Origin of the sequence: Cuneatibacter sp. NSJ-177 (assembly GCF_022867805.1) — a bacterium.
Lineage (GTDB): Bacteria > Bacillota > Clostridia > Lachnospirales > Lachnospiraceae > Pseudolachnospira.
Genome location: NZ_JALIFO010000001.1, coordinates 530,873 through 544,208 on the forward strand (window position 1 = coordinate 530,873; position 13,336 = coordinate 544,208).

The following is a 13,336-nucleotide window of genomic DNA, read 5'->3' on the forward strand; positions in this document are numbered from 1 at the left end:
GAGTGGATTTATGTACTTAAAGAAGATCGAAGCACAAGGATTCAAGTCCTTTGCCAATAAAATTGTCCTGGAATTTTCCCCTGGAATTATGGGCATCGTCGGCCCCAACGGCAGCGGGAAAAGCAATGTGGCGGACGCGGTACGCTGGGTGCTCGGTGAGCAGAGCGCCAAACAGCTCCGGGGCTCCAATATGCAGGACATCATTTTCTCCGGCACGGAGAACCGGAAGCCCCAGGGATACGCTTATGTGGCTTTGACGATTGAGAATTCGGATCATATGCTGGCCATCGATTATGATGAGGTGACGATTGCCCGCAGGGTTTACCGTTCCGGGGAGAGCGAATACCTGATCAATGGAAATAACTGCCGTCTGCGGGATGTGAATGAATTATTTTATGACACCGGCGTTGGCAAGGAAGGGTATTCTATCATCGGGCAGGGGCAGATCGACCGGATCTTAAGCGGAAAGCCGGAGGACCGGCGGGAGCTTTTTGATGAAGCCGCCGGGATCGTCAAGTATAAAAAGCGGAAAGCCATTGCCCAAAAGAAGCTGGAAGATGAGCGCCAGAACCTGGTCCGGGTCAGCGATATTTTAAGCGAACTGGAAAAACAGGTGGGCCCTCTGGCCCGGCAATCGGAAAAGGCAAGACAGTATTTAAAACTTAAGGAAGAGCTGAAAGCTTATGAGATCGGCGCCTTTTTCATGGAATCCACCGAATGGAAAGGAAAGCTTGCCACAGCAGAGCAAAATTTGGCGGTGGTGGGCTCTGACCTGGAACAGTGCCGGAAGGAGGCCGAGGCTCTGCGTGAGCGTTATGAGGATCTGACCGAGAAAAACGAAGCTCTGGAAAAAGAGATGGAAGCCCGGCGCACGGAGCTGGGCGAGGGCAAAGTGCAAAAGGAAAATCTGGAAGGGCGGATCCGGGTTTTGGAGGAACAGATCCGCACAGCCCGGATGCAGGAAGAGCATTTGCAGGAACGGGTCGCCTCCATCGACGAGGAAATCGGGACCAGAACCAGTGAGAAAGATCGTTTTGTCTCGGAAAAGGGCGATCTGAACCGGCAGTTGGATCAGGCGGACGACCGGCTGGGACGGCTGGAGAGCAAGGTTAGGGATGCAGAGGATGCCATCCGCGCGGTCGAGTTCGACATGGAGGCAAAGAAGCAGCAGATCATTGCCGGGCTTAATCAAAAAGCCGAGATCGGCGCAAACCGCCAGAAATTCATCACACAGCTGGAGCAGGCCAGACTGATGCGGAGTGAATTGCACCAATATCTCCTGACAGCTAAGACGGAGGAAGAGGCCAAAAAGCTGCAGATTGAGAAGCTCAACGGGCAGCTTGAAACCGTTCGGGGGGAGCTGGCGGAGCTTCGATGTGAGCAGCAGGAGCTGGAAGCTTTTTGCTCGGAAAAAGAAAAAGAGATACGGGAAAAAAATGGGATATTGAATGAATGCCAGCAGAATTATCACGCCGGTAAATCCCGTTTGGATTCCTTGGTCAATATTACGGAGCGCTACGAGGGCTACGGCAGCAGTATCCGGCGCGTGATGGAGAAAAAGAGCCAGATGCCCGGAATCGTGGGCGTGGTCGCGGACCTTCTCCATGTGGAGAAGAAATATGAAGTGGCGATGGAGACGGCTTTAGGAGGCAGAATCCAGAATATCGTCACTGACACCGAGTCGACGGCGAAACAATTAGTCGAATATTTGAAGAAGAATAAGCTGGGCCGGGCGACCTTTCTCCCGATTTCCAGCGTCAGCGGACGGGACGGTTTTCCAAGGCCGGAGGCGCTGAAAGAGCCGGGGGCTTTGGGAGTCGCGAGCAAACTGGTCCAGGTGGATCCGGCATACGAAGGGATCGCCGCGTATCTGCTGGGGCGGGTGCTGGTGGCGGATACCATCGACCACGCTTTGGCGATTGCCCGGAAATTCCGGCACAGCCTGTCGATTGTGACCTTGGACGGGGAATATTTGAGTCCCGGCGGGTCCCTGACCGGCGGTTCGTTTAAAAATTCCAGCAATCTTTTGGGCAGACGCCGGGAGATGGAAGAGCTGGAACAGCAAATTCAAAAAATCCTAAAGCGATACGACGAGGTAAAAGACGAAGCGGCCCATACCGAACAGGCATTGAAACAGTCGAGAAAACGGCTGGAGGAACTTCAAGATGGGATTCAGAAAAAGAAAATCCAGGAGAATACCCTCTATCTGGGGGTAAACCAGGAAAAGGAAGCGCTGAGTGGCATTCAAAATGGCTGTCACAGCCGCGAAGAAGATTCCCGCAGGGTGCAGGAGCGGATCGCTGAGATCGAGCGGGAAGAGGCGGAGATGATACAGGCCGCCGAAAACCTGGAAGCCCAAAGCAAAACCTGTGAAAAAGAGATTGAGCGCCTGGAAAAGAAGCTGGAAAAAGAAAAACTCCAGAGAGAAGAGGCGGCAAAGATCCTGGAAGCGGCCAAAGTGGAATTTTCCAATCTCTCCCAAAAAGACTCCTTCCTGCTGGAAAATATCCTGCGTGTGAACCGGGAGATCGAGCGGTTAAAGGCGGAGAGGGCAGACCTTATCTCCGGAAGCCAGGGCGGCGATACCGTGAAAGCCAAGGAAGAGGAGATTTTACAGACCAGAGACCGGATCCGAGAGATCGAGGAGTCCATGCGGCAGTTGACTGAAATTCTGACAGAGCAGACGAAGACGAAGGAAGCGGACAGCGCGGAACAGAAAAAGTTTTTCGACGCCAGAGAGGAGATCAATGGCCGGATCAGCTCGCTGGATAAAGAGGCCTTCCGGCTGCAAAACCAAAAAGAACGCCTGGAAGAACACCTGGAAAAGCAGGTTGAGTACCTGTGGACCGAATACGAGATGACTCCCTCGGAAGCAGAGGCAGAGAGGCCGGAAGAGCTGGGGCCTCTGATGGAAGTTCGCCGGAACATCAGCAAGAGAAAGACGGAAATCCGCGAGCTGGGCCCGGTGAATGTCAATGCCATCGAGGATTACAAAGAGGTCTCAGAGCGCTACGAATTTTTGAAGGTTCAGCACGGGGATTTGGTGGAGGCGGAGGCCAGCCTGCAAAAGATTATCGCGGAGCTGGATACGTCCATGCGGTCCCAGTTTGAAGAAAAATTTACCCTGATCCAGAAGGAGTTTCAGATTGTGTTCGAAGAACTCTTCGGCGGCGGAAAGGGAACCCTGGAGCTTTTGGAGGCTGCAGACGTGCTGGAGGCGGGAATTGTGATCAACGCTCAGCCGCCGGGCAAAAAGCTGCAAAACATGATGCAGCTGTCGGGCGGAGAGAAGGCGCTCACCGCCATTGCCCTGCTCTTTGCGATTCAGAATTTGAAACCTTCGCCGTTCTGCCTGCTGGATGAGATCGAGGCGGCTCTGGACGAGCCCAATGTGGCCCGGTATGCAGATTATCTGAATAAATTGAAGGAGCACACCCAGTTTATCGTGATCACCCACCGCAGGGGCACCATGGAGATGGCGGACCGGCTGTATGGGGTTACGATGCAGGAAAAAGGCGTCAGCGCTTTGGTGTCCGTGGATTTGACGGATCCGAGCCTGGCTTCCTGATTATTAAATAGCAGAGGAAAATTTAGGAGAATCAGAGACGTATGTGTGAGCAGAAAAAGAAGGGGCTGTTTGCCCGGTTAAAAGAGGGCCTGTCCAAAACGCGTCACAGCATTGCCTCCGGCTTCGAGTCGATTTTCAGCGGATTTTCCGCCATCGACGATGACTTTTATGAAGAGCTGGAAGAGATCTTGATTATGGGGGATCTGGGTGTCCGCACGACGGCCGCAATCATCGAGCGTTTAAAGGAGCAGGTCAAGGAGCAGCGAATTAAAGAGCCTGCCGCCTGTAAGCAGCTTTTGATTGACACCATTAAGCAGCAGATGGACGTGGGGGAGAACGCGTATGAGTTCGAACACCAAAAATCGGTCGTCCTGGTGGTAGGCGTAAACGGAGTCGGAAAGACGACCTCCATTGGAAAATTGGCTAGCCAGATGAAGCAGAGCGGTAAACGGGTGATCCTGGCCGCAGCGGACACGTTCCGGGCGGGAGCCATCGAGCAGTTGACCGAGTGGGCCCACCGGGCCGGTGTGGAGATCATCGCCCAGAAAGAGGGTTCCGACCCGGCGGCGGTGGTGTTCGATGCAGTGGCGGCGGCCAAGGCGAGAAAAGCCGACATTTTGATCTGCGATACGGCAGGCCGGCTGCACAATAAGAAAAATCTGATGGAAGAGCTGAAGAAAATTAACCGGATATTGGACAAGGAGTTCTCCGACGCCTATAAAGAGACCCTGGTGGTGCTGGACGGCACCACCGGCCAGAACGCGTTGGCCCAGGCCAGGGAATTCATGGCCGCCGCCGATGTGAACGGCATCATTCTGACCAAGATGGACGGCACTGCCAAGGGCGGCATCGCCGTGGCCATCCAGTCGGAGCTGGGAATCCCGGTCAAATATATCGGCATCGGAGAGACGATCGAAGACTTGCAGAAGTTTGACGCCAATGCCTTTGTCGAGGCATTGTTTGGAGAAGAATAGGAGATTGAAATGCTGACACTGGAGAAATTTGAAGAAGCATCGGAAGTTGTAAAAAAGGTTACCACAGAGACCAAGCTGGTCTACAGTGAGTATTTTTCGAAGCAGACCGGTAACCGGGTGTTTTTAAAGCCGGAAAATATGCAGTACACCGGCGCTTACAAGGTCCGCGGCGCGTACTATAAGATCAGCACCCTGAGCCCGGAGGCCAGGGAAAAAGGGCTGATTACGGCTTCGGCCGGCAACCATGCCCAGGGCGTGGCCTATGCGGCCCAGATTTTTGGAGCCAAGGCTACGATTGTCATGCCCACCGTGACTCCGCTGATGAAGGTGAACCGCACCCGCAGCTACGGCGCCGAAGTGGAGCTTTACGGGGACGTGTACGATGAGTCCTGCGAGCACGCCTACGCGCTGGCGGAGGAAAATGGGTATACGATGATCCATCCGTTTAATGATCTGGATGTGGCGACCGGTCAGGGAACCATTGCCATGGAGATCATCAAGGAACTTCCTACGGTGGACTATATCCTGGTGCCGATCGGCGGCGGCGGACTTTGCACCGGCGTTTCGGTTCTGGCCAAGATGCTGAATCCCAAAATCAAGATCATCGGCGTGGAGCCGGAGGGAGCCGCCTGCATGAAGGCTTCCCTGGAAGCGGGACATATTGTGACGCTGCCCTCGGCCAAGACCATCGCCGACGGTACGGCGGTCAAAACGCCGGGAGACATGCTGTTTCCGTACATCCAGGAGAATGTCGACGACATCATCACGATCAAGGACGAAGAGCTGATTGTGGCTTTCCTGGATCTGATGGAAAACCATAAGATGGTGGCGGAGAACTCCGGCCTTTTGACCATTGCTGCCCTGCGTCATATGGGCGTGCAGAACAAGAAGGTGGTGTCCATCATCAGCGGCGGGAATATGGACGTGATCACCATGTCCTCGGTGGTTCAGCACGGCCTGTTTGCCCGCTCGCGGATCTTTACGGTATCGGTGCTGCTGCCGGATAAGCCGGGCCAGCTGGTAAATGTAGCTTCGCTGATTGCCAAGAAGAATGCCAATGTCATCCGATTGGATCACAACCAGTTCTTCAGCATCAACCGGAACGATCTGGTGGAGCTTCGGATCACGCTGGAGGCGGAAGGACCGGAACATAAGCAGGAGCTTGTGGAGATGCTGGAGAAGGAGGGCTACCGTCCGAAAGTCGTTCAGCCCAAGGGAACTTACCTTAGCTGAGCATCCGCATGGGCAGCCAGGATCACCTGGGCAGGCAGATAAAATCCCCAGATCAAGAACGGTGTGGCGCCGACCCACCCGGCAAGCCAGCCGGGAAAGGGAGAGGCGAGGTAATCGGACAGATGGCCTAAAGCCACGTGAAAATCACAAAAAAGCAGTAGGGTCAGGCTCAGGGAAAACCAGCCTGGCCCTTTTTTTAGAGAAAAAGCCAGGTTGGCGAGGAGACAGCCTGCATAAAAGGCGGAGAAAGCGCTGACGGAATCAAAAGGAAAACGGTATAAGCGGGAGAACAGCAGCAAAATCCCCATGGCCGCCGAGCCGCAGCAAAACCAGAAGGGGAAAGGGGCGCGGAGGAAACGGCGGTACATGTTTTGCACAAGGAGAAAGAACAGGATACCGGGCAGATAACGGTTGCTGAATACCAGAAAATAATCGGCGCAGACCGTAAAAAAAAGAGCCTGGGCGAGGGGGAAGTTTCTGCTTTGCTCCGGAGAGCCTGACGCGGACTTGGCCGGAACTCTGGCCGTCATTGCATAGGAAAAGCAGAAAAGGATCGAGGCGTACCGCAGGAAAGAGAGGGCTTCCGGCAGATGACCCAGGGAGCGGTCGGAGACATAGCGGAGGCTGAATCCGGCAATGATAAGATAGAGCAAAGCCTCCAATGACAAAAAGAGCGGGCGCAGCGTGGAAAAGAGCTCCGGCCTTTGGCCGGGAAAAGAAAGGTCCGGCAAGGCCGGACGGGCGGTTTCTGACGATTTCAAAAGGCATACTCCTTTCCAAAGGTTTGGAAAAAAGTATGCCCGGAATAGGCGGGAAATATGTGGCTGGACTCAATGGAAAGAATTGTAATGATCTCCTGAATCAGGATACCAGCCGGAGATTTCCTTTTAAAAAATACCCCCGGAAAATCCGGGGGCATTCCCTAGTAACTAGTTTCTTTGTACCGGTCAGGCAGGGCTTAATTGGTGATTTTCAGCTCGCCTCCGGTATAGTCCACATTCAGGACCTGGCCGGGCGTCACATCCCCGGCGATGATTCTCTTGGCGACCAGAGTCTCCACCTTCCTCTGCAAGAACCGCTTCAACGGTCTGGCGCCGTAAGAAGGATCGTAGCTTTGATCGATGATATAATCCTTGGCAGCCTGGGTCACATGGATGGACAGCTCCTTGTCTTTCAACCGTTCTTTTAGATTTTCCAGCATCAGATTCACAATCTGGTAGATCTCATGTTTTTGCAGCGGCTTGTAGCAGACAATCTCATCCAGCCGGTTTAAAAATTCCGGGCGGAAGTGCTGTTTCAGCAAGGCGTCGACTGCATCCATGGAATCTTGGCGGATCGTGCCGTCGGGTTGAATCCCTTCCAGCAGATAGTTGGAGCCAAGGTTCGAAGTCAGGATGATGATCGTGTTTTTAAAGTCCACGGTACGTCCCTGAGAATCGGTGATCCGTCCGTCGTCCAGCACCTGAAGCAGGATATTGAACACATCCGGGTGAGCCTTCTCCACCTCGTCCAGAAGGATGACGGCATAAGGCTTTCTTCTCACTGCCTCGGTCAGCTGGCCGCCTTCCTCATAGCCCACATATCCGGGCGGCGCTCCGATCAGGCGGCTGACGCTGAACTTCTCCATGTATTCACTCATATCGATCCGGATCATGTTCTTTTCATCGTCAAACAACGCTTGTGCCAGCGCCTTGGCCAGCTCTGTCTTGCCGACGCCGGTGGGACCGAGGAACAGGAAGGAGCCGATGGGGCGGTTCGGGTCTTGGATGCCTGCGCGGGAGCGGAGGATGGCCTCGGAGACTTTCTCCACGGCCTCGTCCTGGCCGATCACCCGCTGATGCAGGATCCCTTCCAGACCCAGCAGTTTTTCCCGCTCGCCCTCCATCAGTTTGGAGACCGGGATGCCGGTCCAGCGGGCTACGATCCGGGCAATTTCTTCTTCGGTTACCTTATCGCGGAGCAGCGTATTCTCTGTATTTTTGTTCTTCTCCGCATTCTCCTCCTCGGCGGCAAGTTCTGCGCGCAGGGACGGCAGGCGTCCGTATTTCAGTTCAGCGGCCTTATTTAGGTCATAATTGCGCTCCGCCTGTTCAATCTGGATATTGGTGGCGTCGATCTCCTCGCGGAGCCGCTGCACTTTGGAGATGGCCTGTTTTTCATTTTCCCATTTAGCCTTCATTCCATGGAAGGATTCCCTCATTTCGGCCAGTTCTTTTTGAACTTCACGCAGATGTTCCTGGGAAATCTTATCCGTCTCCTTTTTCAGGGCGGCTTCCTCGATCTCATGCTGCATGATTTTCCGGGAAATCTCATCCAGTTCCGTAGGCATGGAATCCATCTCCGTCCGGATCATCGCGCAGGCTTCATCTACCAAGTCGATGGCCTTATCCGGCAGGAAACGGTCGGAGATATAGCGGTTGGAGAGGATAGCCGCGGCGATCAGGGCCTGATCATGGATCTTCACGCCGTGAAATACCTCGTAGCGCTCTTTTAAGCCGCGGAGAATCGAAATCGTATCCTCCACCGTCGGTTCATCCACCATCACTGGCTGGAACCGCCGCTCCAAAGCCGCGTCTTTTTCAATATATTGCCGGTACTCATTCAGCGTCGTGGCTCCGATGCAGTGGAGCTCGCCTCTGGCCAGCATGGGCTTTAGCAGGTTTCCGGCGTCCATGGCGCCGTCGGTCTTACCGGCGCCGACGATGGTGTGGAGCTCGTCGATGAAGAGGATGATTTCCCCTTCGCTCTTCTTGATTTCTTCCAGCACTGCTTTCAGACGTTCTTCGAATTCGCCGCGGTACTTCGCTCCGGCCACCAAAGCGCCCATGTCCAGGGAGAAAATTTTCCGCTCTTTCAGATTGTCCGGCACGTCGCCTGCTACAATCCGGAGCGCCAGGCCTTCGGCGATGGCGGTTTTGCCGACGCCGGGTTCGCCGATCAGCACCGGGTTGTTTTTCGTTTTTCGGGAGAGAATCCGGATTACGTTCCGGATCTCGCTGTCCCGCCCGATGACCGGGTCTAATTTGCTGTTTCTGGCAAGTTCGGTCAGATCCTGGCCGTATTTATCCAGCACATTGTAAGTGTCTTCGGGATTCTGATTGGTCACCTTGGCATTCCCGCGGATGGATTTCACCGCGTTCATGTATTCCTTTTTGCTGATGTTAAAGGTGCGGAAAATCTCTTTCATGTCCGGATCCGAAATTTCCAAAAGAGCCAGGACCAAATGTTCCACGGATACGTATTCGTCCTGCATTTTCTTGGCCTGGGTTTCCGCCTCCACCAGAGCGCGGTTCAGCGCCTGGGAGAGATATTGGCTGGCGTCGCCGGATACTTTCGGGTACCGGGCAATCAGCTGATCGGTGCGGGAGAGCAGTTCCCGCGGGTCAACGGTCATTTTTGTGAAGATCTGGGGAATCAGACCGCCTTCCTGGGTCAGCAGCGCCGACATCAGGTGGGCCTGCTCAATGGATCCGTTCTGATTCCGAATGGCAACGCTTTGTGCTTCCTGGATGGCTTCCAGGGATTTTTGAGTAAATTTTTCAGGATTCATAGTCACACCTCCTTAGATCACAATGAATTTATCCTGCAAATACTGCCGGTATAAGTTTTCCACCTGGACGGCGGCAGTATTCGGATCGTCCAGGCCTGCAAAATAGGTTTTTATCATCGCATCCAGCATTTGAATATAGGAAGCGATGGAGTTTCCCAGGTCTTCGCTGGTGAGCTCTTCGCCTCCGGGCGGCCGCATCAGTTCCCGGATAAACCGGCCTTCCGACAGCTCGCAGAGGATCCCTTTCGGAAAATAGCGGTCCAGATAGTGGGTCTCCAACGCAACCCAAATCTGAAAAAAAGCATTCAGCGATTGGATCAGCTGAGCATTCTGGGTCCGGAAAGAAACTTTCAGCTTTCCCAGAGACTCCTTGGGAGACGGGTACAGCTCCAGTCCGTAACGGATCGTTGGTTTATATTTATAGCGGAGCGGACTGCGGATGGACAGCATACTGTAGGTGGGCTGGGACTGAATTTGAAAGGTCTCGTCCATCAGCTCTTCCAGAGAGGCGAAGATGTCCTTCATCCGTTTTTCCGGTGTCGCCAGGGAAACGTGCTCGGCCAGAATCTGATTGATCAAATTGGAACGGCTGGTCCCGCGCCGGCAGGCCATGGCGTCGATGGCGTCTACCACATCGTCCATCAGCACCAGGCTGTAAACACTTTTTTTCATGGCACCTCCTCCTTTCTTCCTATCTTGCCCTTTTCTTTGGGCATCTAGGTATTGTTTTCTATGTTTTGTTCTGAAAGCAATTATAGCACGAAGATGAAATTTGTCAATGACATTATATAATATTTAATTCAAATTATAGGCATTTTACATAAAGTTTAGAAATGACATGTCGAAATCTTAAGACATTATTCCATTGTCGAAAGGGACTTCCTATACTATAATAGAAACGTTATCGATTCGAATTCCAAGGGATTACAGGGGAAGCAAGGGGGGCCGGCGGCAGGAATGATTGCCGAAGGTAAAACAGCGGGGAAAAGTAAAAAAGAGAGGATGGTGCGAGTATGAAAAAGCATTTATGGGGGATGATCTGCCTGATTTTGATTCTGGCGCTGACCGGCTGTCAGAGCGGAGGACAGGCTTCCGAGGGATCGGCAGGGGAGAGTACGGCAGCGGAAACCAGCAGTCTCTTCGGGCAAAACGGGGGCGGCAAGAAATTCCAAGAGTTTCTCGGAGAGGATGAGGAAGCATATCGTGCGCTGACAGAAGGCATTCAGGGACAGGCGGAGAGCGTACCGGCATCTGCGGATCAGGCAAAGAACGATTTTATGGCCGCCTGGATTCAGGTCAGCCCTTATGGAGCCTTGCTTCAGGATATCCGCGTGGAGAACGGAACTTTTGTGTTGTCCTATGCGTATGAAAAAGAAACGCAGGATGCTTATCTGGCCCGCTTGCAGGAGGATTTGAAAAAGTGTAAGGAAACTTTGCCGGACAGCGCCAATGAATGGGAGACAGCGATGGCGGTATACCGTTACTACGCGTCGCGCTTTGCCCCGGCCTCCGCCTGGAATCAGGCGGAACAGCCGGACGGAATTCCGCTGCTAATGGCCTTGGAAAGCGGAGAGGGGACCAGTCTGTCCTACACGCAGGGCTGCCAGTTTGCTCTGAACGAGCTGGGGGTGGACGCGTTTTTGTTGAAGAACGGAGGCGGGTCGGAAGAGATCCGCTGGTGCCTTGCGGCAAGGCTGGGGGATTCCTACTATTACCTGAACCCTGCACTGGAAAACGGCAGCGATGATGGGCAGGGGTTGCAATATTTCGGCGGCTCCGAGGCCAGGGAACCGATCTCTTACGAACCTGCGGTGGGAGGCCCGTACCTGCCTTGGGGAGAGCAGGCCTCCGGCAGTGAAAATGTTTGCAGCGATGAGCGGTTTGACTTCATGAAAAATATAATTTCCTGGAGCTTTGAGGAGAGTGCGGCTCACACCGTCCGCCTGGTGGATCTGGACGGGAAGGAGAGCTTGTTCCACACGGATACTGGCGTCTGGGACGGTGCCAGAGAGCAGGACGATCCGTCGGATCTTTTGGAGCAGATGACTCCGGCTTTTGACAGCATCATCCGGAAACTGATGGAGGACGAAGGAAGCAGCTATGATCCGGAAAACCTGGATTTTGTCAGCGGCGTGCTCTATTTGGCGACCGTCAATTATGGGTATCTGCTCCCCGGAGTCAGCTATGAGGAGGCGGGAAGCGTACAGATTCCGGAAGCTGCGCTCCGTCAGATTTATTCCGCATGCTTTGGCGGCAGCGGGGAACTCCCGGAGATTGCGGGAAAGAGCGGATTTGCCTATGACGCTTCCACGGGGATCTACCAGGTGCCTTTGTCGGATATGGGGGATGGATGGGTTCATGTGGAACGTTTTGAGGAGTCGGACGGCGGCCTTCAGGTTCTGACGACCTTTGCGGATGATCAGAGGGTATACGGCACCTATCTGTTCCACTGTGAGAAGAATGAATTTACTTCGGACGATGCCGGAGCCGTCTATCGTTATGCCGTAAAATTAGTGGAAGTGAAATAAAGGAAAACAGCCTCGATTGTTGTCGGGATTGCCTGAAATTATTTTTGAAATAATTGTAACATTTACTTCATAAATTCTTAAGGAAATAGAGAGGCTAATCTTAATTTCCCACTGCTATCATAAGTTAGAATTAAAGGGGGATATGTTATGGTTAGCGTTTTGGAAAAAGCAATTGAATTGCTGGGCTGGGCTTTTTTCGCGTTTTACTTTTATCAGATGGCGTACATAGTGGTTTCGCTGCTGAAAAAGCCCAAAGAGAGGATGGCGGAGAAGAAGCACCATTTTGGTGTTCTGATTTCTGCACGGAATGAGGAGCTGGTGATCGGACAGCTGATTCACAGCATCCGCCAGCAAAATTATCCGCAGGATTTGGTCGACATCTATGTCGTGGCAGACAACTGCACCGACAACACGGCACAGGTGGCGCGGGAAGCGGGGGCTGTGGTCTACGAGAGGTTCAACCAGGAACTGGTCGGCAAAGGCTATGCGCTGAATGAACTGCTCCGCAACATCGACAGAGACTACACGTTGGAACACTGCGACGGCTATTTTGTTTTCGACGCGGACAACGTACTGGACGAGAACTACATTGCGCACATGAACAATACGTTTGATTCCGGTTACCGGGTGATCACCAGCTACCGGAATTCCAAGAATTATGATTCCAACTGGATTTCTGCAGGTTACGCCCTTTGGTTCCTGCGGGAAGCTCGTTACTTGAACCAGGCGCGCATGACTCTGGGGACCAGCTGCTTCGTCTCCGGAACCGGTTTCCTGGTGAATACGGAGATTTTCCGGGAGAACGGAGGCTGGATTCATCATCTGCTTACTGAGGATATCGAATTTTCCACGGATACAATTTTGAAGGGCGAGATCATCGGCTACAACAGGAAAGCGGTTCTCTACGACGAGCAGCCGGTAACCTTCAAAGATTCCTGGAATCAGCGGCTGCGCTGGTCCAAGGGCTTTTACCAAGTGTTTTTCCATTATGGAAAACGCCTGACCGGAAAAGTGACCCGCGGCAGTTTTTCTGCCTATGATATGTTGATGACCTTGGCGCCCGGTATGCTGGTCAGCGCAGTTTTGCTGCCGTTGGGGCTTGTAATGATCCTGATGGGGCTGACCGCGGATGTCTATACGCTCCGGGAGATGCAGCCGCTGATCCAGCGTGTTCTGTACTATGTGGTGCAGTCCTACTTCATGCTGGTTGCCATGGGTGGTCTGACGGTGATTACCGAGTGGAAGAATATTCACTGTAAGGGCTATAAAAAAATCCTGTACCTGTTTACCTTCCCGATCTTCATGTACACCTACCTGCCGATCTCGGTGGTGGCTTTGGTGAAGAAGATCGAATGGAAGCCGATCCGCCACAGCGTGGTCCGGGACGTGCGGGATATTCGGATGCCGAACTAATGACAAATTTGAGGAAGGCCTCTTGTGCAGAGGCCTTCCTTTTTGTATAATGGGTAACAACGATATGGAT

At 53.3% G+C, this 13,336-nt stretch carries 8 protein-coding genes; 5 read left to right on the forward strand and 3 right to left on the reverse strand.

Annotation, left to right across the window (positions count from 1 at the left end):
* Window positions 1-10: 10 nt before the first annotated feature.
* From smc to ilvA, 3 genes are read left to right on the forward strand one after another with little or no spacing between them, the layout of a single operon-like run.
* Window positions 11-3,568, forward strand: a complete 3,558-nt coding sequence (gene smc / locus MUB23_RS02375; RefSeq protein ID WP_244798585.1) for a chromosome segregation protein SMC — start codon at window positions 11-13, stop codon at window positions 3,566-3,568.
* 41 nt (window positions 3,569-3,609) lie between these two features.
* Complete coding sequence (gene ftsY, locus MUB23_RS02380) at window positions 3,610-4,542, forward strand: signal recognition particle-docking protein FtsY (RefSeq protein ID WP_244798586.1); 933 nt, start codon at window positions 3,610-3,612, stop codon at window positions 4,540-4,542.
* A 3-nt stretch (window positions 4,543-4,545) separates the two neighbouring features.
* Window positions 4,546-5,775, forward strand: a complete 1,230-nt coding sequence (ilvA, locus tag MUB23_RS02385; protein ID WP_244799026.1) for a threonine ammonia-lyase — start codon at window positions 4,546-4,548, stop codon at window positions 5,773-5,775.
* On the opposite strand, the gene MUB23_RS02390 is transcribed toward ilvA, so the two are convergent.
* The 3 genes from MUB23_RS02390 to MUB23_RS02400 form a co-directional block, all read right to left on the reverse strand.
* Window positions 5,763-6,536, reverse strand: a complete 774-nt coding sequence (locus MUB23_RS02390) for a hypothetical protein (RefSeq protein ID WP_244798587.1) — start codon at window positions 6,534-6,536, stop codon at window positions 5,763-5,765. The genes ilvA and MUB23_RS02390 overlap by 13 nt on opposite strands.
* A 197-nt stretch (window positions 6,537-6,733) precedes the next feature.
* The gene (gene clpB, locus MUB23_RS02395; RefSeq protein ID WP_244798588.1) at window positions 6,734-9,325 is read right to left on the reverse strand and encodes an ATP-dependent chaperone ClpB; all 2,592 of its coding nucleotides are present in this window, start codon (window positions 9,323-9,325) and stop codon (window positions 6,734-6,736) included.
* 12 nt (window positions 9,326-9,337) lie between these two features.
* Entirely contained in the window at window positions 9,338-9,997 is a 660-nt protein-coding gene (locus MUB23_RS02400; protein WP_244798589.1) for a CopG family transcriptional regulator, read from the reverse strand.
* Window positions 9,998-10,338: 341 nt separating this feature from the next.
* Between MUB23_RS02400 and MUB23_RS02405 the strand changes: the two genes are divergently transcribed.
* Window positions 10,339-11,853, forward strand: a complete 1,515-nt coding sequence (locus MUB23_RS02405) for a hypothetical protein (protein WP_244798590.1) — start codon at window positions 10,339-10,341, stop codon at window positions 11,851-11,853.
* A 147-nt stretch (window positions 11,854-12,000) separates the two neighbouring features.
* Entirely contained in the window at window positions 12,001-13,266 is a 1,266-nt protein-coding gene (locus MUB23_RS02410; protein WP_244798591.1) for a glycosyltransferase family 2 protein, read from the forward strand.
* The last annotated feature ends 70 nt before the right edge of the window (window positions 13,267-13,336 follow it).

Bases quoted from the DNA above. Each gene is read 5' to 3' on its own strand.
- clpB (WP_244798588.1), bottom strand. From the start codon at position 9,325: ATGAATCCTGAAAAATTTACTCAAAAATCCCTGGAAGCCATCCAGGAA.
- ftsY (WP_244798586.1), top strand. From the start codon at position 3,610: ATGTGTGAGCAGAAAAAGAAGGGGCTGTTTGCCCGGTTAAAAGAGGGC.
- MUB23_RS02410 (WP_244798591.1), top strand. From the start codon at position 12,001: ATGGTTAGCGTTTTGGAAAAAGCAATTGAATTGCTGGGCTGGGCTTTT.
- smc (WP_244798585.1), top strand. From the start codon at position 11: ATGTACTTAAAGAAGATCGAAGCACAAGGATTCAAGTCCTTTGCCAAT.
- MUB23_RS02400 (WP_244798589.1), bottom strand. From the start codon at position 9,997: ATGAAAAAAAGTGTTTACAGCCTGGTGCTGATGGACGATGTGGTAGAC.
- MUB23_RS02405 (WP_244798590.1), top strand. From the start codon at position 10,339: ATGAAAAAGCATTTATGGGGGATGATCTGCCTGATTTTGATTCTGGCG.